24 protein-coding genes are annotated in these 23,892 nt (G+C 72.2%); 16 read left to right on the top strand and 8 right to left on the bottom strand.

The annotated features are described in order from the left end of the window. Positions 1 to 115: 115 nt before the first annotated feature. From alr to OG199_RS18250, 4 genes are all read left to right on the top strand, one after another. Positions 116 to 1,267, top strand: coding sequence for an alanine racemase (alr, locus tag OG199_RS18265; RefSeq protein WP_356802981.1), 1,152 nt, complete (start codon positions 116 to 118; stop codon positions 1,265 to 1,267). Positions 1,268 to 1,458: 191 nt separating this feature from the next. Next, complete coding sequence (locus tag OG199_RS18260) at positions 1,459 to 2,697, top strand: alpha/beta hydrolase (protein WP_356802983.1); 1,239 nt, start codon at positions 1,459 to 1,461, stop codon at positions 2,695 to 2,697. Continuing rightward, positions 2,663 to 3,196, top strand: a complete 534-nt coding sequence (gene tsaE / locus OG199_RS18255; protein WP_356802985.1) for a tRNA (adenosine(37)-N6)-threonylcarbamoyltransferase complex ATPase subunit type 1 TsaE — start codon at positions 2,663 to 2,665, stop codon at positions 3,194 to 3,196. Before OG199_RS18260 ends, tsaE begins: the two co-directional genes overlap by 35 nt. A 164-nt stretch (positions 3,197 to 3,360) precedes the next feature. Next, positions 3,361 to 3,549, top strand: coding sequence for a hypothetical protein (locus tag OG199_RS18250; RefSeq protein ID WP_401805500.1), 189 nt, complete (start codon positions 3,361 to 3,363; stop codon positions 3,547 to 3,549). 680 nt (positions 3,550 to 4,229) lie between these two features. On the opposite strand, the gene OG199_RS18245 is transcribed toward OG199_RS18250, so the two are convergent. Continuing rightward, complete coding sequence (locus OG199_RS18245; protein ID WP_356802989.1) at positions 4,230 to 4,781, bottom strand: hypothetical protein; 552 nt, start codon at positions 4,779 to 4,781, stop codon at positions 4,230 to 4,232. 132 nt (positions 4,782 to 4,913) lie between these two features. On the opposite strand from OG199_RS18245, the gene tsaB reads away from it, so the two are divergent. Genes tsaB through OG199_RS18225 form a run of 4 tightly spaced genes read left to right on the top strand, consistent with a single transcriptional unit; the run spans position 4,914 to position 7,411 of the window. Then, entirely contained in the window at positions 4,914 to 5,561 is a 648-nt protein-coding gene (gene tsaB, locus OG199_RS18240) for a tRNA (adenosine(37)-N6)-threonylcarbamoyltransferase complex dimerization subunit type 1 TsaB (protein ID WP_401805503.1), read from the top strand. Positions 5,562 to 5,578: 17 nt separating this feature from the next. Further along, positions 5,579 to 6,061 carry a ribosomal protein S18-alanine N-acetyltransferase gene (rimI, locus tag OG199_RS18235; protein ID WP_351718137.1) on the top strand — a complete coding sequence of 161 codons (483 nt, stop codon included), beginning with the start codon at positions 5,579 to 5,581 and terminating at the stop codon, positions 6,059 to 6,061. Beyond that, positions 6,054 to 7,157, top strand: a complete 1,104-nt coding sequence (gene tsaD, locus OG199_RS18230) for a tRNA (adenosine(37)-N6)-threonylcarbamoyltransferase complex transferase subunit TsaD (RefSeq protein ID WP_356800715.1) — start codon at positions 6,054 to 6,056, stop codon at positions 7,155 to 7,157. Before rimI ends, tsaD begins: the two co-directional genes overlap by 8 nt. After that, positions 7,154 to 7,411: a hypothetical protein gene (locus OG199_RS18225; RefSeq protein WP_356800716.1), complete on the top strand. Its 258-nt coding sequence runs from the start codon at positions 7,154 to 7,156 to the stop codon at positions 7,409 to 7,411. Before tsaD ends, OG199_RS18225 begins: the two co-directional genes overlap by 4 nt. Before the next feature lie 97 nt (positions 7,412 to 7,508). Here OG199_RS18225 and OG199_RS18220 read toward each other — a convergent pair whose 3' ends face one another. The 4 genes from OG199_RS18220 to OG199_RS18205 are packed head-to-tail and all read right to left on the bottom strand — an operon-like array spanning position 7,509 to position 12,978. Then, on the bottom strand, positions 7,509 to 9,809 hold the full coding sequence (locus OG199_RS18220; protein WP_405830335.1) for a glycoside hydrolase family 3 N-terminal domain-containing protein: 2,301 nt from the start codon (positions 9,807 to 9,809) through the stop codon (positions 7,509 to 7,511). A gap of 49 nt (positions 9,810 to 9,858) precedes the next feature. Then, the gene (locus OG199_RS18215) at positions 9,859 to 10,758 is read right to left on the bottom strand and encodes a carbohydrate ABC transporter permease (protein WP_356800718.1); all 900 of its coding nucleotides are present in this window, start codon (positions 10,756 to 10,758) and stop codon (positions 9,859 to 9,861) included. Between the two features lie 4 nt (positions 10,759 to 10,762). Beyond that, positions 10,763 to 11,674: a carbohydrate ABC transporter permease gene (locus OG199_RS18210; protein ID WP_405830333.1), complete on the bottom strand. Its 912-nt coding sequence runs from the start codon at positions 11,672 to 11,674 to the stop codon at positions 10,763 to 10,765. Then, entirely contained in the window at positions 11,671 to 12,978 is a 1,308-nt protein-coding gene (locus OG199_RS18205) for an extracellular solute-binding protein (protein ID WP_356800719.1), read from the bottom strand. Before OG199_RS18205 ends, OG199_RS18210 begins: the two co-directional genes overlap by 4 nt. A 138-nt stretch (positions 12,979 to 13,116) precedes the next feature. Here OG199_RS18205 and OG199_RS18200 point away from each other — a divergent pair, with 138 nt between their 5' ends. Beyond that, positions 13,117 to 14,145: a LacI family DNA-binding transcriptional regulator gene (locus OG199_RS18200; RefSeq protein WP_356800720.1), complete on the top strand. Its 1,029-nt coding sequence runs from the start codon at positions 13,117 to 13,119 to the stop codon at positions 14,143 to 14,145. A gap of 334 nt (positions 14,146 to 14,479) precedes the next feature. Further along, the gene (locus OG199_RS18195) at positions 14,480 to 15,538 is read left to right on the top strand and encodes an LCP family protein (RefSeq protein WP_405830331.1); all 1,059 of its coding nucleotides are present in this window, start codon (positions 14,480 to 14,482) and stop codon (positions 15,536 to 15,538) included. On the opposite strand, the gene OG199_RS18190 is transcribed toward OG199_RS18195, so the two are convergent. Continuing rightward, positions 15,531 to 16,124 (bottom strand): class I SAM-dependent methyltransferase, encoded by a 594-nt coding sequence (locus OG199_RS18190; RefSeq protein ID WP_405830330.1) that lies wholly within the window; start codon positions 16,122 to 16,124, stop codon positions 15,531 to 15,533. The genes OG199_RS18195 and OG199_RS18190 overlap by 8 nt on opposite strands. A gap of 210 nt (positions 16,125 to 16,334) precedes the next feature. On the opposite strand from OG199_RS18190, the gene OG199_RS18185 reads away from it, so the two are divergent. Together OG199_RS18185 and OG199_RS18180 are read left to right on the top strand one after the other, a co-directional pair. Beyond that, a complete protein-coding gene (locus OG199_RS18185; RefSeq protein WP_356800723.1) occupies positions 16,335 to 16,691 on the top strand; it encodes a YciI family protein in 357 nt (118 codons plus the stop codon). Between the two features lie 45 nt (positions 16,692 to 16,736). Continuing rightward, the gene (locus tag OG199_RS18180) at positions 16,737 to 18,005 is read left to right on the top strand and encodes an RNA polymerase sigma factor (protein ID WP_405830328.1); all 1,269 of its coding nucleotides are present in this window, start codon (positions 16,737 to 16,739) and stop codon (positions 18,003 to 18,005) included. A gap of 14 nt (positions 18,006 to 18,019) precedes the next feature. Here OG199_RS18180 and OG199_RS18175 read toward each other — a convergent pair whose 3' ends face one another. Then, complete coding sequence (locus OG199_RS18175) at positions 18,020 to 19,207, bottom strand: class I SAM-dependent methyltransferase (protein WP_356800725.1); 1,188 nt, start codon at positions 19,205 to 19,207, stop codon at positions 18,020 to 18,022. A 133-nt stretch (positions 19,208 to 19,340) separates the two neighbouring features. Here OG199_RS18175 and OG199_RS18170 point away from each other — a divergent pair, with 133 nt between their 5' ends. The 4 genes from OG199_RS18170 to groL all read left to right on the top strand — a co-directional run bounded on the left by OG199_RS18170 (position 19,341) and on the right by groL (position 22,811). Further along, positions 19,341 to 19,577, top strand: a complete 237-nt coding sequence (locus tag OG199_RS18170) for a hypothetical protein (RefSeq protein WP_405830326.1) — start codon at positions 19,341 to 19,343, stop codon at positions 19,575 to 19,577. 29 nt (positions 19,578 to 19,606) lie between these two features. Beyond that, the gene (locus tag OG199_RS18165; protein WP_356800727.1) at positions 19,607 to 20,383 is read left to right on the top strand and encodes a polysaccharide deacetylase family protein; all 777 of its coding nucleotides are present in this window, start codon (positions 19,607 to 19,609) and stop codon (positions 20,381 to 20,383) included. A 376-nt stretch (positions 20,384 to 20,759) separates the two neighbouring features. Next, a complete protein-coding gene (gene groES / locus OG199_RS18160) occupies positions 20,760 to 21,068 on the top strand; it encodes a co-chaperone GroES (protein ID WP_060901476.1) in 309 nt (102 codons plus the stop codon). A gap of 114 nt (positions 21,069 to 21,182) precedes the next feature. Beyond that, positions 21,183 to 22,811 carry a chaperonin GroEL gene (groL, locus tag OG199_RS18155; RefSeq protein WP_266700883.1) on the top strand — a complete coding sequence of 543 codons (1,629 nt, stop codon included), beginning with the start codon at positions 21,183 to 21,185 and terminating at the stop codon, positions 22,809 to 22,811. Between the two features lie 198 nt (positions 22,812 to 23,009). Here groL and OG199_RS18150 read toward each other — a convergent pair whose 3' ends face one another. Next, positions 23,010 to 23,783: an SDR family oxidoreductase gene (locus OG199_RS18150; protein ID WP_356800728.1), complete on the bottom strand. Its 774-nt coding sequence runs from the start codon at positions 23,781 to 23,783 to the stop codon at positions 23,010 to 23,012. Positions 23,784 to 23,892: the final 109 nt, after the last annotated feature.

The raw sequence follows: 23,892 nt of genomic DNA, 5'->3' as shown, positions 1-23,892 counted from the left end.
AAGCCGGAGATCGTCCGAGACCGTGGGAGCCGGAGATCGTCCGAGACCGTGCGGGCCGCCCGAAGGGCACCGGCACAGGGGGGCCGTCGGACCCCTCTGAGACACTGGGGGCGCGATGAACGAGACAGCACCGCTGCGCGCCCGCGCAGAGATCGACCTGGCCGCCCTGCGGGCCAACGTGCGGACCCTGCGCGCCCACGCGCCGTCCGCGGCCGTGATGGCCGTGGTCAAGTCTGACGCGTACGGCCACGGCGCGGTCCCGTGCGCCCGCGCGGCGCTCGAGGCCGGCGCCACCTGGCTCGGCACCGCCACCCCCGAGGAGGCCCTCGCCCTGCGGGCGGCGGGCATCCCGGGGCGTGTCATGTGCTGGCTGTGGACCCCGGGCGGGCCCTGGCGGGAGGCCGTGGAGGCCGACCTCGACGTGTCGGTCAGCGGGATGTGGGCGCTGCGGGAGGTCGTCGCGGCGGCCACCGCCGCCGGTGTCCCGGCCCGCGTCCAGCTCAAGGCCGACACCGGGCTCGGACGCAGCGGCTGCCAGCCCGCCGACTGGCCCGAACTGGTCGCGGAGGCCCTGCGCGCCGAGGCCGGGGGACGCATCCGGATCACCGGCCTCTGGTCGCACTTCGCCTGCGCCGACGAGCCGGGCCATCCCTCCGTGCAGGCCCAACTGACCGTGTTCCGCGAGATGGTGGCGTACGCCGAGGAGCGGGGCGTGCGCCCCGAGGTGCGGCACATCGCCAATTCGCCGGCCACGCTGACCCTGCCCGAGAGCCACTTCGACCTCGTCCGTACGGGGATCGCGGTCTACGGCATCTCGCCCAGCCCCGAGATCGGCACCCCGGCCGACTTCGGGCTGCGCCCGGTGATGACGCTGAGCGCGTCGCTGGCGCTGGTCAAGCACGTACCGGGGGGTCACGGCGTCAGTTACGGGCACCACTACGTCACTGCGGGTCCCACCACCCTCGGCCTGATCCCCGTGGGCTACGCGGACGGCATCCCCCGGCACGCCTCCGGTACCGGCCCGGTGCTGGTCGGCGGCAAATGGCGGACGGTCGCGGGCCGGGTCGCGATGGACCAGTTCGTGGTCGACCTCGGCGGGGACGAGCCGGCGCCCGGCACGGAGGCGGTCCTCTTCGGTCCGGGCGACCGCGGTGAGCCGACCGCCGAGGACTGGGCGCGGGCGGCGGGCACGATCGCGTACGAAATCGTCACCCGGATCGGAACCCGGGTGCCGCGCGTACACGTGAACAGGGAACAGGGCGGGTAATCGCACAGAGTGCCCTGTGCAGGACAACAGGACATGCGGACCCCAGCGGCAGCGTCAGTCACACCAGCACCAGCACCAGAACCAAGACCACGGCTCGCACGACACGCACCACCAGCGCGACCAGCACGACCAGCATCACCGACACCAACGGACGCATCAGTGGACGAGATCCCGGCGAAGAGGAGCGGTACGTGAGCGAGAGCAGTGCGGAGGCCGTGACGGACGTCGCCGCGGCGGCCGTCGCCTCCGCCGCCGGGAACTGGCGCAAGGCCGGTATCGCCGGCGTCGCCATAGGCGTGGTCGCCGCGGGCGCCGCGGCCGGAGTCGCCATAGAGAGGCTCACGGTCGGCCGCGGCATGCGGAACAAGGCGCGGCTCGCGCTCGACTCGACCGGCCCCTACGGCTCCCTGCGCGGTACCCCGGGCAAGGCGTACGCGGACGACGGCACCGAGCTGTACTACGAGGTGGACGACATCGAGCAGGACGTCACGTTCACCCCGCGCCGCCGCCGGCTCTTCGGACGCAAGGCGCCGGCTCCCGTCACGGTCGTCTTCAGCCACGGCTACTGCCTCAACCAGGACTCCTGGCACTTCCAGCGGGCCGCGCTGCGCGGGGTGGTGCGCACGGTGCACTGGGACCAGCGCAGTCACGGCCGCTCCGGGCGCGGGGTCGCCCAGTCGAAGGACGGCACGCCGGTCACCATCGACCAGCTCGGCCGCGACCTGAAGGCCGTCATCGACGCCGCCGCGCCCGAGGGGTCGGTCGTGCTGGTCGGGCACTCGATGGGCGGCATGACCGTCATGGCCCTCGCCGACCAGTACCCCGAGCTGATCAGGGACCGGGTCGTCGCCGTCGCCCTCGTCGGTACGTCGTCGGGGCGGCTCGGCGAGGTCAACTTCGGGCTGCCCGTCGCGGGCGTCAACGCGGTACGGCGGGTGCTGCCCGGGGTGCTGAAGGCGCTCGGTCAGCAGGCCGCCCTGGTGGAGCGCGGGCGACGGGCGACGGCCGACCTGTTCGCGGGGATCATCAAGCGGTACTCGTTCGCGTCCCGGGACGTCGACCCGGCCATCGCGCGGTTCGCCGAACGGATGATCGAGGGCACGCCGATCGACGTGGTCGCGGAGTTCTACCCGGCCTTCACCGACCACGACAAGACCGAGGCGCTGGCGTGCTTCGCCGACCTGCCGGTGCTGGTGCTGGCCGGCGTCGGGGACATGGTGACGCCGAGCGAGCACAGCGAGGCGATCGCCGACCTGCTGCCGGACGCCGAGCTGGTGCTCGTACCGGACGCCGGACACCTGGTCATGCTGGAGCGCCCCGAGGTGGTCATGGACCGCCTCGCCGACCTTCTGATGCGCGCGGGGGCCGTCCCGGCAGGGGCTACCGTGGGTGGCTATGGAAGCACCAGCAGCACCGCACAACCCGGCTGAGCCCGCCGCCGCGCGGGCCGGCGTCCACGTCACCGTCAACTCGCCCGAACAGATGCGGGAGCTGGGCCTTCGCCTGGCCGAGCTGCTGCGCGCGGGCGATCTGGTGATGCTCAACGGGGAACTCGGCGCGGGCAAGACGACCCTGACCCGCGGACTCGGCGAGGGGCTGGGTGTGCGGGGCGCGGTCACGTCCCCGACGTTCGTCATCGCCCGCGTGCACCCCTCCCTGGTCGACGGCCCGCCGCTCGTGCACGTGGACGCCTACCGGCTGGGCGGCGGGCTCGACGAGATGGAGGACCTCGACCTCGACGTGTCGCTCTCCGACTCGGTGATCGTCGTCGAGTGGGGCGAGGGCAAGGTCGAGGAGCTGACCGACGACCGCCTGCACGTCGTCATCCACCGGGCGGTGGGCGACACCACGGACGAGGTACGGCACGTCACGCTGACCGGGCTCGGCGCGCGCTGGGCGAGCGCCGACCTGAACGTGCTCACGGCGTAGCCCCTGTCTCGGGTTTTCGACACGGGGCCGTGCGTTCTTCGCACGGGTTCCGACAAGTCGTCGGCAAGATGTTGCGTTCGGCATCCCGGCCGTGGTCACATGGAGATCAGGCCGTAGTTAGGTGTACCTAACCACGCTTGCCCCCGAAGCCCCAGGAGGCGTCCATGTCGGCATCAGAACGTGACGGGCGCGACCTGCCGGCGCAGCAGCCGGGTGCGGTGGCCGGGGTGTCGATGCGGGATCTGCTGGCGTCGTGCGCCGCCGCCGAGGCGGTGTCGAGGCCGCCGCGGGCGCCGCGGGCGCCGGTCTCCGAGGCCGGTCGGGAGGACGAGCGGTCCCGTAGCGCCGCGTAGGGCTCCGCCGGTCCCCGGGTGGGCTCGGGTGCGGGTGCGTGTGCGTGTGCGTGTGCGTGTTCGTGTGCGGGCGGGGTGTGGCTGGGCGCGCAGTTCCTCGCGCCCCTGGCGGGGCGCTGCCACTGGGTGTCGATTGCTCGCGGAGGCGGTCCCGGGTGCGTGTTCGTGTGCGGGCCGGGTGTGGCTGGGCGCGCAGTTCCTCGCGCCCCTGACGGGGCGCTGCCGCTGGGTGTCGATGGTTCGCCGATGCGGTGCCGGGTGTGGCTGGGTGCGTGGTTCCCCGCGCGCCTGGCGGGGCGCTGTCGCTGGGTGTCGATGGTTCGCCGATGCGGTGCCAGGTGTGGCTGGGTACGTGGTTCCTCGCGCCCCTGGCGGGGCGCTGCCGCTGGGTGTCGATTGCTCGCGGAGGCGGTCCCGGGTGCGTGTTCGTGTGCGGGCCGGGTGTGGCTGGGCGCGCAGTTCCCCGCGCCCCTGACGGGGCGCTGTCACTGGGTGTCGATGGTTCGCCGACGCGGTGCCGGGTGTGGCTGGGTGCGTGGTTCCTCGCGCCCCTGGCGGGGCGCTGTCGCTGGGTGTCGATGGTTCGCTGAGGTGGTGCCGGGTGTGGCGGGGTGTGTGGTCCCCGTGCCGTCGGCGGGCGCTGTGCTGGGCGTCGGTTGCTCGGTGGAGGTCGGGTCGGGCTACTGGATGACGACGACCTTGACGCCGACCGTCGCGAAGGTCCACATCGCGTCGCCGTCGGCGCGGGACTCGCGGATGCCGCCGAGCCTCTTCGCGGGGTCGGGCGCGGACGTCGAGCCGTCCGTGGCCGCGCTGAAGCCGATCACGATGCCGTCGACCACGCTGAACCGCACCACGTGCTCGATCTGCGCGCCGTCCGATCCGGTGACGGTCCTGCCGCGCGAGGTGACGGCGTACGTACCCACGACCGGGTCCAGGGTGCCGGGCGTGACCGCGAAGGTGCGCTGGGTCTTGTTGTTCTCCCCGACCAGCCACACACGGTCGTCGTCGATCGAGTAGACGACCCGCTCACCGCTGCCGGAGTCACCGGGCAGCGCCACCGGGTTCTTCCGGTCCCGGGGTGCCTTCGTGGAGGTCTTGGGGGACGTGCCCGCACGGGGCCCGGCCAGCTGGTCCGGCGCGTTCGCCGACGCCTGGTAGGCGAGGAAGCCGACCACGGCGACAGCCGCGGCGGTGAGCCCGGCCACGAATCCCGAGCTGCTCCTGGCCACCTTGTGCCACCTCTCGTACCTTGATCGCGTCCAGTATGTCCTGTGTGGTGACGGTAGCAGCACGGGTCCGGCAGACCACGGCGGCCGTGCTCCGGTCCGCCGGACACCCCCCGGGCGCCGTACGCTGTTTGCGTGCTCTTGCTCGCTCTGGATACCGCCACCCCCGCCGTGACCGTCGCCCTGCACGACGGCACGTCCGCCATCGCCTCGTCGAGCCAGGTGGACGCACGCCGGCACGGAGAGCTGCTGCTGCCCGCCGTGGACCGCGTGCTCGCCGAGGCCGGCCTGCGGCTCGACGCCGTCACCGGTGTCGTCGTCGGCGTCGGCCCCGGCCCGTACACGGGGCTGCGCGTCGGCCTCATGACCGCCGACACCTTCGGCCTCGCGCTCGGCGTCCCGGTGCACGGCCTGTGCACCCTCGACGGGCTCGCCTACGCCGCCGACATCGACGGCCCCTTCGTCGTCGCGACGGACGCGCGGCGCAAGGAGGTGTACTGGGCCCGGTACGCCGACTCGCGCACCCGCGTCTCCGAGCCCGCCGTCGACCGGCCCGGCGACCTCGCCCTCGACGGCCTGCCCGCCGTCGGCGCGGGCGCCCTGCTCTACCCCGACACCTTCCCGGACGCCCGCGCGCCCGAGCACGTCTCGGCGGCCGCGCTCGCGTCGCTGGCGGCGGAGCGGCTGGCCGCGGGCGAGGAGCTGGAGCCGCCCCGGCCGCTCTATCTGCGCCGCCCGGACGCCCAGGTGCCCAAGAACTACAAGGTGGTCACCCCCAAGTGACCGTCGTGCTGCGCGAGATGCGCTGGTGGGACATCGATCCCGTCCTGGAGCTGGAGAAGGACCTCTTCCCCGAGGACGCCTGGTCGCGGGGGATGTTCTGGTCCGAGCTGGCCCACGCCCGCGGGCCGGAGGCGACGCGCCGGTACGTGGTCGCCCTCGACGGCGACCGGCTCGTCGGGTACGCGGGGCTCGCCGCCGCCGGTGACCTCGGTGACGTGCAGACGATCGCCGTCCGCCGTGAGCAGTGGGGCACCGGCCTCGGCGCCCGGCTGCTGGCCGAACTGCTGCGGGCCGCGACCGCGTTCGAGTGCGCCGAGGTGATGCTCGAGTGCCGCGTCGACAACGTCCGCGCGCAGAAGCTGTACGAGCGCTTCGGCTTCGAGCCCATCGGCTTCCGGCGTGGCTACTACCAGCCGGGGAACGTCGACGCCCTGGTGATGCGCCTCAACGACCCTTCCACCTCAGTAAACGGCGTACAAGGAACCGAGATCAATGGCTGACGAACCGCTCGTCCTCGGCATCGAGACCTCCTGCGACGAGACCGGCGTCGGCATCGTCCGCGGCACCACCCTGCTCGCGGACGCCATCGCGTCCAGTGTCGACGAGCACGCCCGCTTCGGCGGGGTCGTGCCGGAGGTCGCCTCCCGCGCGCACCTCGAGGCGATGGTGCCGACCATCGAGCGCGCCCTGAAGGACGCGGGGGTGAGCGCCCGTGACCTCGACGGGATCGCGGTGACCGCGGGGCCCGGACTCGCCGGCGCGCTGCTCGTCGGCGTCTCGGCGGCGAAGGCGTACGCGTACGCCCTGGGGAAGCCGCTGTACGGCGTCAACCACCTCGCCTCGCACATCTGCGTGGACCAGCTGGAGCACGGCGCGCTGCCGGAGCCGACGATGGCGCTGCTGGTCTCGGGCGGCCACTCCTCGCTGCTCCTGTCCACCGACATCACCTCGGACGTCCGTCCGATGGGCGCGACCATCGACGACGCGGCGGGCGAGGCCTTCGACAAGATCGCACGCGTGCTGAACCTCGGCTTCCCCGGCGGTCCGGTCATCGACCGGTACGCCAAGGAGGGCGACCCGCGGGCCATCGCCTTCCCGCGCGGGCTCACCGGGCCGCGCGACCCGGCGTACGACTTCTCCTTCTCCGGTCTGAAGACCGCCGTGGCCCGCTGGATCGAGGCGAAGCGGGCGGCGGGTGAGGAGGTGCCGGTGCGCGACGTGGCCGCGTCCTTCCAGGAGGCGGTGGTGGACGTGCTGACCCGCAAGGCGGTACGGGCCTGCAAGGACCAGGGCGTCGACCATCTGATGATCGGCGGCGGTGTGGCCGCGAACTCCCGGCTGCGCGTCCTGGCCCAGGAGCGCTGCGAGGCCGCCGGGATCCGGCTGCGGGTGCCCCGGCCGAAGCTGTGCACGGACAACGGCGCGATGGTGGCCGCGCTCGGCGCCGAGATGGTCGCCCGCAACCGCGCCGCCTCCGACTGGGACCTGTCCGCGGACTCGTCCCTGCCGGTGACCGACCCGCACGTGCCGGGGCACGGTCACCCGCACACGCACGATCACGTGCACGAGGTCTCGAAGGAGAACCTCTACTCGTGACCGTCGCGCTGATGTGGGAGGCCCGTGCCGTGACCGGCCGGGGCGGGGACCTGCTCGCCTGGGTGCGGCGGCAGGAGATCGCGGGGGAACCGGTCCGGCGCGAGATCCTGCGGGCGCCGCAGGACCGGGTCCTCGTGATCACCTGGTGGGACGCCGACTACGACGCGGACCTGCCCGAACTGCCCGAGCCGGACGGCGAGTTGGTGACGCGGGCCGTCCATCGGTGGCGGTTCGAGTCCGTGCCGGAGGACTGACCGGGGCCGGTGAGGTCCTCCGGCCGTCCCCACGGGCCGGTGACCGTCGGCGCCCGGACAGCTCCGGAAGCGTTCCCGCCCGTGTCCGCGTGGTGCCTCAGTCGTCCGTCGACACCTCGCAGCGCAGTCGCCGGTCCGAGCCCGGTACCCGTCGCGGCCCGGTCAGCGACAACCGCGCGGTGTGCCGGGTCTCCGCGCTCGACGCCCCCAGCCGCAGCTCCAGCGCGCCCGGCTCGACCACCCGCTCGCCCGAGCGGTCGGTGAAGGCCGACAGGTCCGCGTGGAAGCGGAACGTGACCCGGCGGGCCTCACCCGGTGCCAGGCGCAGGCGCTGGTAGCCGATCAGCCGCACGTCCGGACGCGTCACCGACGCCACCGGGTCGTGCAGGTAGAGCTGGACGACCTCCGCGCCGTCGCGGTCGCCGGTGTTGCGGACGGTGAGCGAGAGGTCGTACGAGCCGTCCGTCGCGATCTCCGGGTCCGTTCCCCGGAAGTCCTCCCAGGAGAACGTCGTGTACGAGCGGCCGTGGCCGAAGGCGTGGAGCGGGGTGGGGTCCAGGTTGCTGACCTCGCTCGCGAGGCCGAGCGGGGGCTGGAGGTAGGTCCACGGCTGGCCGCCGGGCAGCCGCGGCACGCTCACCGGGAGGCGCCCCGAGGGGTTGACGCGGCCGGACAGCACACCGGCGATCGCCGGGCCGCCCTCCTCGCCCGGGAAGAACGCCTGCACCACGGCGCCCAGCCGGCCGTCCCAGCGGCCCAGCGCGTAGGGGCGGCCGGTCAGCAGGACCAGCACCACCGGGACGCCGGTGTCGACCAGCGCGTCCAGCAGTTCGCCCTGGACGCCGGGCAGCCGGAGGTCGGAGGCGTCGCAGCCCTCGCCGGACGTACCCCGGCCGAACAGCCCGGCGCGGTCGCCGAGCACGACCACGCACACATCGGCTTCCGACGCCCGCGCCACCGCCTCGGCGAAACCGGACCGGTCGGGGTCCGAGACGCCGCAGCCCTCCGCGAACGTCACCTTGGTGTCCGGGAGTTCGGCGCGCAGCGAGTCGAGGACGGTGGGGATGTCGATGCCCATCGGCACGTCGGGGTGGTGCGTGAGGACGTGGGACGGGAAGGAGTAGCAGCCGAGCATCGCGAGCGGGTCCGCGGCACGGGGGCCGACGACCGCGACTCGGGTCTCGGGAGCCAGCGGCAGCAGCCCGGCCGGGTTGTCCAGCAGGACCACCGACGCCTCCGCCAGGCGGCCGGCCAGGGCCCGGTTGGCCGTCGAGTCCAGGTCGACGGGGCCCTGGCGCTCGGGCTCCCAGTCCTCGTCCAGGAGGCCGAGTTCGCACTTCTGCAGCAGGACGCGGCGGGCCGCACGGTCGATCAGCGACTCCGGGACGCTTCCGCCGCGTACGGCGTCCACCAGCGGTTTCCCGTAACAGTTCACCGTCGGCAGTTCGATGTCGATGCCGGCCTCCAGCGCCGCGTGGGCCGCCTCGGCCGGGCTTCCCGCCACCCGGTGCAGGGTCTGGAGGAAACCGACGCCGAAGTAGTCGGCGACCACGGTTCCGGTGAAGCCCCACCGCTCCCGCAGGAGTTCGGTCAGCAGCCGGGCGTCCGCCGACGCCGGGACGCCGTCCGTCTCGTTGTACGCCGCCATCACCGAACGGGCGCCGCCCTCGCGCAGCGCCATCTCGAACGGCGGGAGCGTGACGTCCGCGAACTCCCGCGCGCCCGCTCGCACCGGCGCCAGGTTCCGTGCCCCGGCCGACGACGCGTACCCGGCGAAGTGCTTCAGCGTGGCGACGATCCCGGCCGATTCCAGGCCCCGCACATAGGCCGTGCCGATCGTGCCGACGAGGTACGGGTCCTCGCCGATCGTCTCCTCCACCCGGCCCCAGCGCAGGTCGCGGACCACGTCGAGGACGGGCGCCAGGCCCTGGTGCACGCCTACCGAGCGCAGGTCGTCGCCGATGCGTCCGCCCAGCTCCTCGACCAGCTCCGGGTCGAAGGTGGCGCCCCAGGCGAGCGGGACGGGATAGGCCGTCGCGCGCCAGGCGGTGAATCCCGCCAGGCACTCCTCGTGGGCGACCGCGGGGATGCCGAAACGGCCGGCGTCGGCGATCGCCCGCTGGGCGCGGGCCAGAGCGCGCGCGCCCAGCGCCGGGTCCACCGGGGCGGTGCCGAAGGAGCGGGTCAGCTGTCCGAGCCCGGAGGTGATCAGCTCGTCCCAGTCCTGGTCGGCGGTCATCTCGTGCTGGAGCGGGGCGACTCCGTCGCCGTCCGTCGCCGCGCCCACCCACACGCCGTACAGCTGGGCGGCCTTCTCCTCCACGGTCATCCGGGAGAGCAGGTCGTCGACGCGGGCTGCCGGAGTGCGTGAAGGGTCGCGCCAGGGAGCGGTGGTCATGAAACTCCTGTCAGGGAAGAGGGGTTCGACTGCCCCCGGTCGTACACGTTCACTTGCCGCCCACACCCATGAGGCCGCCGACCAGCGCGCGGCGGGCCACCAGGTACACGACGAAGATCGGGACCCCGGAGAGGACCACGGAGGCCAGCAGCGCGGGGATGTTCACGCCGAACTCGCTCACGTAGTTGAACAGGCCGAGGGTCAGGACCCGGGGGCCGTCGGACTGCGTGAAGATCAACGGGAAGAGGAGCCCGTTCCAGGCCTGGAGCGCCGCGTAGACGACGACGGTGCTGATGCCGCCCTTGGCCAGCGGGATGACCAGCTGGAACAGCATCCGGGTGGTGGACGCGCCGTCCAGTCCCATCGCCTCGTACAGGTCCTCCGAGATGTCCCGCAGTGTGCCGGTGAGGATCAGCACCGACACCGGCATCGCGAAGGCGGCCGTCGGCAGGATGATCGCGAGCAGGCTGTCGTAGAGGTTCAGCTTGGTGATCATCAGGTAGAGGGGGACCACGACGGCCTGCGCCGGGATCGCGACGCCCAGCAGGAACAGCCGGAAGGCGGCCCCCGACCACACGCTCCGGGTCCGCACGGCGACGTAGGAGAGCGGGACGCACAGTGCCAGGACGATCACGACGACCGCGGCCGCCACGAGCGCGGTGTTCCACAGCAGGTGGCCGAAGCCGTTGTGCAGGACGGTGTCGTAGTTGTCCAGCGTCGGGTGGGACGGCGGTTTGAGGGCGTTGTGTCCCAGCGCCTCGCTCTGGTGGGTGAGCGAGGCCGAGATCATCGCGTAGACCGGGACGATCACGACGGCCAGCCAGATCACCGAGCCGGCTCCGGCGAGCGGGTTGGCGCGCCGGGACCAGTGCCTGCGGCGGGGCGCGGTCCGGTCGGGGTCCGGAGCGGGGGCGGTCCTCACAGGGCGCCGCAAGGTGTCGTGTGACATGCCGTCACATTCCTTCCCGGGTGCTGCGCATCGCGCCGAAGCCGGACAGCCGCACCATCAGCAGGGACAACGCGGTCGCGGCGATCACCAGGAACGAGGCGACCGCGCTCGCGTAGCCGAAGTCGTAGCTCTTGAAGCCCGCCTGGTACATCAGGTACGGCAGGATCGCCGTGTCGGTGCCGGGGCCGCCCTGGGTGAGGATGAGGACCGTCTCGAAGTAGGTGAGCGAACCGACGACCATCAGCACACCGGACGTGGTGGCGGTGTTGCGCAGCTGCGGCAGGGTGATCGAGAAGAACTGCCGCAGGCGTCCGGCGCCGTCGATGGCCGCCGCCTGGTAGAGCACCTCGGGGATCTGCCGTGCGCCACCCTGGTAGATGAGCGTGTGGAACGGGATGAACTGCCAGCCGCCGACGAAGACGATCGCGAGGAACGCTCCGCTGGTCGTGCCGAGGGTGTCCGCGTGGATGATGCCGAAGTTCGGGTCGAGCAGCGCGTAGAACAGCAGCGAGATCGCCGTCGACGACAGCAGGAACGGCGTGAAGAAGATCGCCGAGAGGACCGCGCGGTTGCGCTGCCTGCCCGCCGCCCACACGCCCAGCAGCAGCGAGATCACCGTCTGGAACACCCAGCTCACCACGGTCAGTGCCACGGTGACCGTCAGGGACTGGGTGAGCCGGTCGTCGTTCAGCAGCTTGCGCCAGTTCGCGAGGCCCACCGGCCGCGGGTCGCCCAGGCCGTTCCACTGCGTGAACGAGAGGTAGAAGGCCAGCACCATCGGGGCGACGGCGAAGAACACGAAGAACAGGATTCCGGGCAGGGCCAGCGCCGCGCTCGGGCGGCCCGCCCTGTCGCGTGCGGCGGAGCGAGGGCGGCCCGCGGTGCGCGGGCCGCCCTTGAGGTGCGTCGTGCTCACTTCAGCCCCTTGAGCGCGGACACGAACTGCGCCGGCGAGGACTTGCCCACGAACAGCTTGTTGACCTCGGTGAGCATCGGGGTCGACACGCTCGGGGCGACCGCCTGGTCCCAGCTCAGCGTGAACGCCGGTGCGTCCTGGACCATCTGGTACTGGAACTTGGCGAACTCCGGGTTGGGGGAGGCGTCCAGCAGACTCGCCGCGTTCGAGGTGGCCGGCACGTCGCCGTTGGCGATGAGCTCCTTGGTGTAGGCCTCGGAGGCACTGTCCCGCAGGAAGGCGATCGCCGCGTCCTTGTTGGAGGTGTGGGCGTTCACCGACCAGTAGTTGGTGGGGTTGCCGACCACGTTGCGGATGTTGCCGGCGCCGCCCTCGATCTTCGGGAAGGCGCACCATCCCATGTTCTTCTTGGCGAAGTCCGGGAACTTGCCGAGCTGCGTGGAGTACTCCCACGATCCCATCAGGTGCATCGCCGCTTTGCCCTTGGCGAAGACCGCGGGAGCGCCGCCGTTGCCGTAGCCGACCGAGCTGTAGCCCTTGCCGAAGGCGCCGTCGTCGATCAGCTCCTTGACGGTCTGCGCGGCCTTCAGGACGGCCGGGTCGCCCCAGCCGGAGGCGTCGCCGTTCTTGATCTTCTCGAAGACGTCGGGGCCGCCGATCCGGTCGACCAGGTACTCAAGCCACATCAGCTCGGGCCAGATGTCCGAGCCGCCCAGCGCGAACGGGGTGATGCCCGCCTTCTTCAGCTTGGCGTTGATGTCGAGCAACTGGTCCCAGGTGGTGGGCGGCTGGAGCTTGTGCTCCGCGAAGACGGTCTTGTTGTAGAAGAGGATCACGGGCTGCATGCCCCGCATGGGCACGCCGTAGTTCTTGCCGTCCAGCCCGCCCGCGCTGAGCACCGACGGCAGGAAGCCGCTCTTCAGCACCGGGTCGGAGGCGATGACGTCGGTCAGGTCCACGAGCTGTCCGGCGTCCTTGTACGCCTTGATCGAGCCGCCGCCCCAGTTGAAGAACACGTCGGGGGCGTTGGGCGAGCCCATCGCGGTGCGCAGCTTCGCCGGGTAGTCCGTGGCGGGCACCTTCTGGAGCTTGACGGTGCCCTTGGCCTTCTTCGCGGCGGCCGACGCGTTGAACCGGTTGACGGACTTGACCTGGATCTTCGCCGCGTCGTCCCCGTAGACGAACGCGGTGAGCGTGCCGCCGCCGCCCGAACCGCTGCCGGAGCCGCAGGCGGTGAGCCCGCCGACGGAGGCCAGGGCGGTCGCGCCCGCGCCGAGGAACCAACGTCTGCTGTAGGACTCCATGGGACGGCACCTCTCGGTATGCGCGAGGGCTCCACGACGAGCCGACGCGAATGTTTCGAGTTGAACTTCGAATGTTCCGGGAACGTAAGACGATCCTGAGGGTTCGTCAAGGGGTCGCGCAGGGTTACGATCACGAGCATGAAGCCTGGGAATTCCGTGGAAGCGCGGACCGCGACGCTCGCCGAGATCGCCCGTGAGGCCGGGGTCTCGGCTCCGACTGTTTCGAAGGTGCTCAACGGCCGCGCCGACGTCGCCCCCGCGACCCGCACCCGGGTCGAGGAGCTGCTGCGCGGCCACGGATACCGGCGGCGCGGGGGAGAGGGGGGCCGGTCGCCCCTCATCGACCTGGTCTTCCACGAGCTGGAGAGCGCCTGGGCGATGGAGGTCATCCGGGGCGTGGAGAACGTCGCCCGGGAGGAGGGGCTGAGCGTGGTGCTCTCCGAGAGCGCCGGGCGGCTGACTCCGGGCCGGACCTGGGCCGACCAGGTCGCGGCGCGCCGCCCGCACGGGGTGATCCTCGTGCTGTCCGGCCTCGACGAGTCCGGGCGCGCGCTGCTGACCAGCAGGTCCGTCCCGTTCGTGGTGATGGATCCGGCCGGTGACCCGGGTGACGACGTGCCGTCCATCGGGGCCACCAACTGGCAGGGCGGGCTCGCCGCGACGCGCCATCTGATCGAGCTCGGTCACACCCGGATCGGCGCGATCACCGGACCCTCGCGGATGATGTGCAGCCGCGCGCGGGTCGACGGCTACCGGGCGGCGCTGGAGACGGCGGGGCTGCCCGTCGACTCCGGGCTGATCCGCCCCGGCACCTTCCACCACGAGAGCGGCTACCAGGCCGGGCTCGAACTCCTGCGCATGCCCGACCGGCCCACGGCCGTCTTCGCCGGCAACGACCTCCAGGCGCTGGGCCTCTACGAGGCGGCCCGCGAGCTGGGGCTGCGCGTCCCCGAGGACCTGAGCGTCGTCGGCTTCGACGATCTGCCGGTGGCGCGCTGGGTGGGACCGCCGCTGACGACCGTACGGCAGCCGCTCACGGAGATGGCCGAGGCGGCGGCGAAGCTGGTGCTCGAACTGGGCCGTCAGGAAAGGCCCGCGGCCGGGACGCGGATGGAGCTGGCGACCAGCCTGGTGGTCCGCAGCAGCACGGGGGCGCCTCCGGCGTGAGCGGTGAGAGTTCACCCGCCGGGCCCGCCGAAGCCTGTCGAAGCCTGTCGATCGCGCCGTCGAAACTTTCGGACAGGGATGGCGGCGTCCGGGCGGGAGCGTGGGCGTTCGGACGGGTGTGCTCGGGCGAGGGTGGGGGGCCGGGTCGCTTCCCGGCGCGGGACGTTGCGGTCGTGGCCGCCGCGCCATCCGGTGTCCGCGGTGCCTGCGGTGCCTGCGGTGCTTGCGGTGCCTGCGGTGCCCGCGGTGCTTGCGCGCTGACGCCGGTCTGAGAAAAGTGAGAATTTCCGAAGAAAAGATCCCCCCGCGTCATTGCTCGACATAATTCGCACTTATGTTCCTCGTCGTGACGGAACACGACGAGAGCGGGGACGGGACGGAGCCGGTGGTCCGGCGGCGGGTGCTGAAGGCCGTCGGCCTCACCCTGGCCGGCGTCCTGGTGCTGGGCATCGGCACGGCGGGCTGGGCCTACTGGCACCTCAACCGGAACATCAGGAGCGTCGACATCGACGGGGCGCTCGGCGACAACCGCCCGGCGAAGGCGGTGCCGGCACCCTCCTCGTCCGCGTCCGCCGCCCCGCTGCCGAGCGGCGCCCTCAACATCCTGGTCCTCGGCTCCGACTCGCGCAGCGGGAAGGCGAACGCCGAGCTCGGCGGCGGCGACAGCACGGGCGCCCGTTCGGACACGGCGATGGTCGTCCACGTCGACGAGGGCCGCGCCGGCGCGACCGTGGTGAGCATCCCCCGGGACACCCTGGTGACCCGACCGTCCTGCCCGACCCCGTCCGGCGGGACCACGTCCGTGGCGTACGGCACGATGTTCAACAGCGCGTACGCGCTCGGTGGACCGGTCTGTGCCGTGAAGACCGTCGAGTCCCTGACGGGCGTCCGCATGGACCACTACCTGGAGATCGACTTCTCGGGCTTCGCGAAGCTGGTGAACGCGCTCGGCGGGGTCACGGTGACGACGGACGAGGACATCGACGACGACCAGAGCCATCTGCGCCTGAAGGCGGGCACCCATCTCCTGGACGGCACCCAGGCCCTGGCCCTGGCCCGTACCCGGCACGGCATAGGCGACGGCAGCGACCTCGGCCGCATCGGGCTCCAGCAGAAACTGGTCAAGGCGCTGCTGGACCAGATCTCCTCGACATCCCTGCTGACCAGCCCCGCCAAGCTCTACCAGGTCGCCGACGCGGTCACCGGCAGCCTCACCACGGACACCGGCCTCGACTCCCTCGGCGAACTGACGAAACTCGGCCAGAGCCTCAGGTCCCTGTCCGCCGACCACGTCAGGACGGTCATGATGCCGGTGGTGCCGGCACCCTCGGACGCCAACCGGGTGGTGCCGCGCGAGCCGGCCGCGGGCGAGCTGTGGGCGTCGCTCAAGTGACCGTGTACGTCAGCAGATAGCGCCAGTACAGGAGCTGCCGGACGCGGGCGCCCGGCAGCAGCCGGCTCGCCTCGTCGCGGACGGCGGCGAGCGACATCCGCGGCGTGCGCACCGGTGCCGGGACCACCGCGGGTCCGCCGCCGCGCAGCCGTTCGCCCGCCGACACCCCGGCCCGGGCCACCGCGTTGGCGGGCACGGCCGCGAGGTCCCACCAGGTGTGCCCCGCGTAGCAGCCCAGCACCAGCAGCACCCCGCCGGGCGCCAGCGCGTCGCGGAACCTGGTCACCGTCCGGAAGGGCATGTGGTGCAGGCTCGCGAGGCAGGTGATGACGTCGTAGTGCGTCTTCGGCAGCGCGGCCGAGGCGGCGTCCGTCCGCCGGAACCGGGGCCCGCCGCCGATCCGTTCGGCCGCTGCGATCACCTCCGCGGACGGGTCGACGGCGTCCACCGTGTAACCGCGCGCGGCGAGCCGCCGCGCGAAGCGGCCGGTACCACACCCGACGTCCAGCGCGGTGCGCCCGTGCCCTTGTGCGGGCAGTTTCCGCAGCAGGAGCCGGTGGTAGTGGTCGTTGTGGTCGAAGGGCATACGGGAAACCTCGCACACCGCGGGTACGGCGGGTAGTGCTCCTGGCACAGCCGTCCTCCACCTGTCCGGCGGCCGCTCGGGAAGCCGTCCGGCAGCGCCCGAAAAGAATCCTGGAGGTTTTCCGGGGACGGTGTCGAAACCGGCGCCCCCCGATCGACGCAGGGATGAGAGGCGGGGAGAAGCCCCGCCCTCCGCACCGAAGGAGCCACCATGCCCCGCTACCTGTCCCTGGTCCGCATCGACGAGACCACCGCCCCCGCCGAGGGCCCGAGCCCCGAGCTGATGCAGCGGATGGGCGAGCTGATCGAGGAGATCACCAAGGCGGGGGTCATGCTCGACACCGCCGGACTGACGCCGACCGCCCAGGGCAAGCGGGTGCACTGGGAGGGCGGCCAGCTGTCCGTCACCGACGGCCCCTTCACCGAGTCCAAGGAGGTCGTCGGCGGCTACGCGCTCATGCAGTGCAAGGACATGGCCGAGGCGCTGGAGTGGACCAAGCGGTTCCTGAAGACGCACGAGGAGCACTGGACGGTGACCTGCGAGGTGCGGGAGATCGCCGAGGGCTGAGCGGCGGCTTGGCCCGGCCGGTCCGCTGGTGTCTGATGGTGGGCTGTGGAACAGCAGCCCACCGGCACCCCGTCCGGCACCGACGAGACCGTGGAGACGATCTTCCGGATCGAGTCGCCCCGGATCATCGCCGGTGTCACCCGCGTCGTCCGGGACGTCGGCATCGCCGAGGAGCTGGCCCAGGACGCCCTGGTCGCGGCGCTGGAGCAGTGGCCGCGGGACGGAGTACCGGACAATCCCGGCGCCTGGCTCATGGCCACGGCCAAGCACCGGGCGATCGACCTCGTACGCCGCCGGGAGCGCTACGCGCGCAAGCTGGAGGAGATCGGGCGCGACCTGGAGACGACCGTCCCCTTCGAGGAACCCTCCGACCCGGACGACATCGACGACGACCTGCTCCGGCTCGTGTTCACCGCCTGCCATCCGGTGCTGTCCGCGCAGGCCCGCATCGCTCTCACGCTGCGTCTGCTCGGCGGACTGACCACGCCGGAGATCGCCCGCGCCTTCCTCGCGCCGGAGGCGACGATCGCCCAGCGCATCGTGCGCGCCAAACGGACGCTGGCGACCAAGGGGGTCCCCTTCGAGGTCCCCTACGGCCCGGACCGGGAGAGCAGGCTCGGCTCGGTCCTCGAGGTCATCTACCTCGTCTTCAACGAGGGGTACGCGGCCACGGCGGGCGACGACCTGCTGCGCCCCGCGCTGTGCGAGGAGGCCCTCCGGCTGGCCCGCGTCCTGGCGGAGCTGATGCCCAAGGAGCCCGAGGTGCACGGGCTCGTCGCGCTGCTGGAGCTCCAGGAGTCCCGCGCGGCCGCCCGTACGGGACCCTCGGGCGAGCCGGTCCTCCTCAGGGACCAGAACCGCCGCCGCTGGAACCGCCTGCTGATCCACCGTGGTTTCGCCGCCCTGGCCCGCGCGAACGCCGTCACCACCGGCGCCCCGGGTCCGTACGCCCTCCAGGCCGCCATCGCCGCCAGCCACGCCCAGGCACTCACGTACGCGGACACGGACTGGCGGCAGATCGCCACTCTGTACGGGCTGCTCGCGGTCCGCTCCCCGTCGCCCGTCGTCGAACTCAACCGCGCCGTCGCCGTCTCGATGGCGGACGGACCCGGCCCCGCCCTGGTCCTCGTCGACACCCTCCTGGCCGAACCCGCCCTGCGCGACTACCACCTGCTGCCCAGCGTCCGGGGGGACCTGCTCGCCCGGCTCGGGCGCACGCGGGAGGCGCGGGCGGAGTTCGAGCGGGCCGCGGGCCTGGCCCGCAACGAACGCGAACGGCGACTGCTGGAGGCCCGCGCGCGGGAGTGCCGCTAGGGCGTGTTGTGGCGTCAGCCGGAGTGCTGCCGGGCCGGGTGGCCGAGCAGCATCGTCGGTGCCCCCGCGACCCTGGTCAGGAAGACGGTGGCCGCGTGCGGACCCTGCGGCTTGACCTTCCGGCGCAGCTCCTCCGGCTCGACCGCCGAGCCCCGCTTCTTCACCGTGAGCACCCCGACCTCCCGCTCCCTCAGCAGTGCCCTGAGCTTCTTCACGTTGAAGGGAATCCGGTCGGTGATCTCGTACGCGGTGGCGTACGGGGTCGGGCGCAACGAATCCGCCGTGATGTACGCGATGGTCTCGTCGAGGAGCCCGCCGTCGAGGTCCTCGGCCACCTCGGCGACCAGATGGGCGCGGATCACGGCGCCGTCGGGCTCGTAGAGATAGCGTCCGACCGGGCGCACCGCGGGGTCGGGCAGACCGCGGCCGCGCAGGACGCGCGGGCCCGGCAGCAGGGTGGCCCGCACCAGGCCCGGCTCCGTGCCGAACCACAGCACGGCCTCCTTCACGTCCCCGCCGTCCGAGATCCACTCGGCCTCCGCCTCGGCGGGGACGGTCTCGTGCGGGATGCCCGGGGCGATCTTCAGGGCGGCGAGCGGGGCCTTCAGGGCGGCCCCGACCGCCCAGGAGAGCGGCGGTGAGTACGCCTCGGGGTCGAAGATCCGGCCGCCGGCCCTGCCGCCCCGCCGTGCCGGGTCCACGAAGACGGCGTCGTACGGGGCCGTGTCCACCTCCGTGACGTCCGCCTCGCGCACCTCGATCAGATCCCGGAGTCCGAGCGCCTCGGCGTTGGCGCGGGCGGCGGCGGCCGCGAGGGGGTCCCGGTCGACGGCGAGGACGCGTATCCCGGCGCGGGCCAGCGCGATCGCGTCGCCGCCGATGCCGGAACAGAGGTCGGCGACCGAGCGCACGCCGAGGGCGCGCAGACGCTCCGCGCGGTGCGTGGCGACCGTCGTACGGGTCGACTGCTCGACCCCGTTCGGGGTGAAGAACATCCGCTCCGCGTCCTCGGCGCCGAACTTCGCCGCCGCCCGCTGCCGCAGCCGCGCCTGTCCGAGCGCCGCCGAGACCAGCTCGGCCGGATGGGTGCGGCGCAGCCGGGTGGCGACGGCCAGTTCCCGGGCCGGGTCGGTGCCGCGCACCTCGTCGAGCAGCGCGCGGCCCTCCGGGGTGAGCAGAGAGGCGAAGGAGACGTCGTTCACCGGCCCATTGTCGGTCAGTGTGGGCCAGTCGGTGGACGATGCGGGTCCGGTCGCGGTGTCGAGGGCCCGTACGGGCCCTGGCCTGGGAAGATCCGACACCATGCGATCAGTACGACAAGCCGATAAAAATGACGTGAAATGGACGGTTGTCCGAACTGGGATCGCCGTCCTCGCCGTCATCGGCCTCGCGTCGCGCTGCGGCGGGGCCGCGGTGGCCCCGGGGGTCAGGCCCGCGCCTGGCCGGCCACAGGCGCTGCCCGTGCGGGTCGCCGCGGCCTGGAAAGGCGCCGGGCCCGACATGATCCGCCGGTTCCTGAAGAGGATCACGGGCGAGGGCCGCGCGGTGGCGCGACTGGAGGGCCACCTGTGAGAGGAGGGTCGCCGGCCCCGGGAGCCCGGGTGCGTGCGCGGGCGGTCGCCGCGCTGGCCGCCCTGCTGGCCGCCGTCCTGCTGGGCGGCTGCGCCCAGTCGGTCGACCCGATCGAGCGCCTGGGCAAGAAGGCCGCACAGGAGGTGGGCAGGGCCCGCCCGCACGGTCCGGCCTCGGCGACGTACCGGCGCTGGGGGCTGTCCGCCCCGCTCGCCCCGCCGCCTCGACCGCCCGCACGCGTCGGCGTGCGCCGCGACCGGACGGGGCTGGTCCCGGTCGTCGGCCGCGTGCCCACCCGGGACAAGGTGGTCTTCCTGACGTACGACGACGGCGTCGAGCGCGATCCGCGGTTCGTCGACATGGTGCGTGAACTGCGGCTGCCGGTCAGCGTGTTCCTCACGGACACCGTCGTCGGGCCCGGATACGGGCACTTCGCGCGGCTGCGGGAGGTCGGCGCGAGCGTGCAGAACCACACCCTCGACCACGCCTCGCTGCGCGGACTGCCGTACGCCGGCCAGCGGGCCGAGATCTGCGGCCAGCAGGAGAAGCTCAAGGCCCGCTTCGGCATCCGCCCCCGGCTCTTCCGGCCTCCCTACGGCACCTACGACTCCACCACCCTGCGCGCCGCCGCCGACTGCGGGGTCGCGGCCGTCGTCCTGGGCAGGGCGGCCGACGCCCGCCGGCTGCGGCCGGGTGACATCCTGTCCGGCTTCGAGGAGCCGAACCTCACCGCGGCGACCACCCGGCTCCTCCGCCGCATCCAGGCGGAGGGCTTCACCCCGGCCCGCCTGGAGAACTACCTCTGAACTTCCGGCGCGGGTGGCCGTCTTCGACGGGCCGGACTGACGGCGTGGGGCCGGGCGGCCTCTCCCGGCCGGGGCCCGCCCTTCAGCCCGTCCGGCGTTTGAGGACGAGGCCCTTCAGGCCGAAGCGGGGGCCTGGGGGCGGCAGCCCCCAGAAGCGCCCACACCGGCGAACGGTGCCCCGAACCTCACGCCACGCCGGAGGCATTTGGCACTCCGCTTGACCGAGTGCTAATCGCGGTCATAGTCTCAGGCCTGGCACTCCCCACTGGAGAGTGCCAATAGCGACGGGCAGGTCCGGCACCCGCGACGACGGATCCACCTGGTCGCCACCTCAGACAGTTAACCCCGTGAGATCTCCGAAGGGGGAGGTCGGATCGTGACGACCACCAGCTCCAAGGTTGCCATCAAGCCGCTCGAGGACCGTGTCGTGGTCCAGCCGCTGGACGCCGAGCAGACCACGGCCTCTGGCCTGGTCATCCCGGACACGGCGAAGGAGAAGCCCCAGGAGGGCGTCGTCCTCGCCGTGGGCCCGGGCCGCTTCGAGAACGGCGAGCGCCTGCCGCTCGACGTCAGCACCGGCGACATCGTGCTGTACAGCAAGTACGGCGGCACCGAGGTGAAGTACAACGGCGAGGAGTACCTCGTCCTCTCGGCCCGCGACGTGCTCGCGATCATCGAGAAGTAATTCACCACAGTTCTGCAGTGAACTGCGCCCCTGGCCCCCGCGACCTTATGAAGCCGGGCGCTGGGGGCGCGGTTCGTTTTCACCCACGTTTTCCGAGAGGGCTGAACCGCTCCCATGGCGAAGATCCTGAAGTTCGACGAGGACGCCCGTCGCGCCCTTGAGCGCGGCGTCAACAAGCTTGCCGACACCGTCAAGGTGACGATCGGCCCCAAGGGCCGCAACGTCGTCATCGACAAGAAGTTCGGCGCCCCCACCATCACCAACGACGGCGTCACCATCGCCCGCGAGGTCGAGCTCGACGACCCGTACGAGAACCTCGGCGCCCAGCTGGTGAAGGAGGTGGCGACCAAGACCAACGACATCGCGGGTGACGGTACGACCACCGCCACCGTGCTGGCCCAGGCGCTCGTCCGCGAGGGTCTGAAGAACGTCGCCGCGGGTGCCTCCCCGGCGCTGCTCAAGAAGGGCATCGACGCCGCGGTCAAGGCCGTGTCCGAGGAGCTCCTCGCGACCGCCCGCCCGATCGACGAGAAGTCCGACATCGCCGCCGTCGCCGCCCTGTCCGCCCAGGACAGCCAGGTCGGCGAGCTCATCGCCGAGGCGATGGACAAGGTCGGCAAGGACGGTGTCATCACCGTCGAGGAGTCCAACACCTTCGGTCTGGAGCTGGACTTCACCGAGGGCATGGCCTTCGACAAGGGCTACCTGTCGCCGTACTTCGTGACGGACCAGGAGCGCATGGAGGCCGTCCTCGAGGACCCGTACATCCTCATCCACCAGGGCAAGATCTCCTCCATCCAGGACCTGCTGCCGCTGCTGGAGAAGGTCATCCAGGCCAACGCCTCCAAGCCGCTGCTGATCATCGCCGAGGACGTCGACGGCGAGGCGCTGTCGACCCTGGTCGTGAACAAGATCCGCGGCACGTTCAACGCCGTCGCCGTGAAGGCCCCCGGCTTCGGCGACCGCCGCAAGGCCATGCTGGGCGACCTCGCCACCCTCACCGGCGGTCAGGTCATCGCCGAGGAGGTCGGCCTCAAGCTCGACCAGGTCGGTCTGGACGTGCTGGGCACCGCCCGCCGCGTCACGGTCACCAAGGACGACACCACCGTCGTCGACGGCGGCGGCGAGCACGACGCCGTCGTGGGCCGTGTCAACCAGATCAAGGCCGAGATCGAGAACACGGACTCCGACTGGGACCGCGAGAAGCTCCAGGAGCGCCTCGCGAAGCTGGCCGGCGGCGTGTGCGTGATCAAGGTCGGCGCCGCCACCGAGGTGGAGCTCAAGGAGAAGAAGCACCGTCTGGAGGACGCCATCTCCGCGACCCGCGCCGCGGTCGAGGAGGGCATCGTCTCCGGTGGTGGCTCCGCGCTCGTCCACGCCGTCAAGGTCCTCGAGGGCAACCTCGGCAAGACCGGCGACGAGGCCACGGGTGTCGCGGTCGTCCGCCGCGCCGCCGTCGAGCCGCTGCGCTGGATCGCCGAGAACGCCGGCCTGGAGGGCTACGTCATCACCTCCAAGGTCGCCGAGCTCGACAAGGGCCAGGGCTTCAACGCCGCCACCGGCGAGTACGGCGACCTGGTCAAGTCCGGGGTCATCGACCCGGTCAAGGTCACCCGCTCCGCCCTGGAGAACGCCGCCTCCATCGCCTCCCTGCTCCTCACGACCGAGACCCTGGTCGTCGAGAAGCCGGCCGAGGAAGAGGCCGACGCGGGCCACGGCCACGGCCACGGGCACTCCCACTAAGCACACGGTGACGTCCGCGACGGCAGGCGTCCACACCGGGTGACAGCACTGAGGCCCAGTACCCCGCGGGGTACTGGGCCTCAGTGCTGCGCCAAGTCCGTACTCGACCTACTCGCCGTACCGTCCTGCTGCTCCACGGCCCAGCTGCTCTACCGTCCGGGCCGCTCTACCGCCTTGCTGCCGTACGGCCCCGCGGCTCTACTGCGGCCCGTACTTGCGCCCCGTCCTCGACGTGATCCCGCCCAGCAGCCCGCGCGGCGCCACCTTCACCACACCCATCAGCGCCTTGTAACGCGGGTCGGGGATCGACAGCGACTTCCCGCGGGCGAGATCCGCGAGCGCCGCCGCGACCAGCTTGTCCGCGTCGAGCCACATCCAGTTCGGGATGTTGTCCGTGCCCATCCCGGCGCGCTGGTGGAACTCGGTGCGCACGAAGCCCGGAGCCAGCGCCATCAGCCGTACGCCGCTGCCCGCCAGATCCCTCGCCGCGCCCTGCGTGAACTGCACGACCCACGCCTTGGACGCCCCGTACGTACCCCGCGGTACGAACGCCGCCACCGACGCCACATTGACGACCCCGCCCCGGCCGCGCTCGCGCATGGCCGCGGTCGCCGCCGACGTCAGCCGCAGCACCGCCTCGCAGTGCACCTTGAGCATCGTCAGCTCGTCGGCCATCGAGACCTCGAGATAGCGGCCCTTGTTGCCGAAGCCGGCGTTGTTGATCAAGAGGTCGACCGGGTTCCTGCGGTCGCTCAGCCGCCGGGCCACCGTCTCGATGCCGTCGTCCGTCGCCAGGTCCGCCGTCAGCACCTCCGCCTCGATGCCGTGCCGGTCGTGCAGTTCCGTCGCCTGCTCGGCCAGGCGCTTGGTGTCGCGCGCCACCAGCACGAGGTTGTGGCCGTCAGCCGCGAGGCGGCGCGCGAAGGCGGCGCCGATGCCCGCGGTCGATCCCGTAATCAGAGCCGTTGTCATGGCCCAAGGCTAGTGACCTGACCAGGCCCACCGCGCCCCGCCTCCCGGTGCCCGGCCCCGCCGCGCACGCCCCGCGCGGCCCGTGTCGCGGCCGTCGCAGGGCGTGTCC

It is taken from the genome of Streptomyces sp. NBC_01176 (assembly GCF_045039825.1).
Classification (GTDB): Bacteria; Actinomycetota; Actinomycetes; order Streptomycetales; family Streptomycetaceae; genus Streptomyces.
The sequence above is the reverse complement of the archived record's forward strand: the minus strand, read 5'-3'. Positions and strand labels throughout refer to the sequence as shown.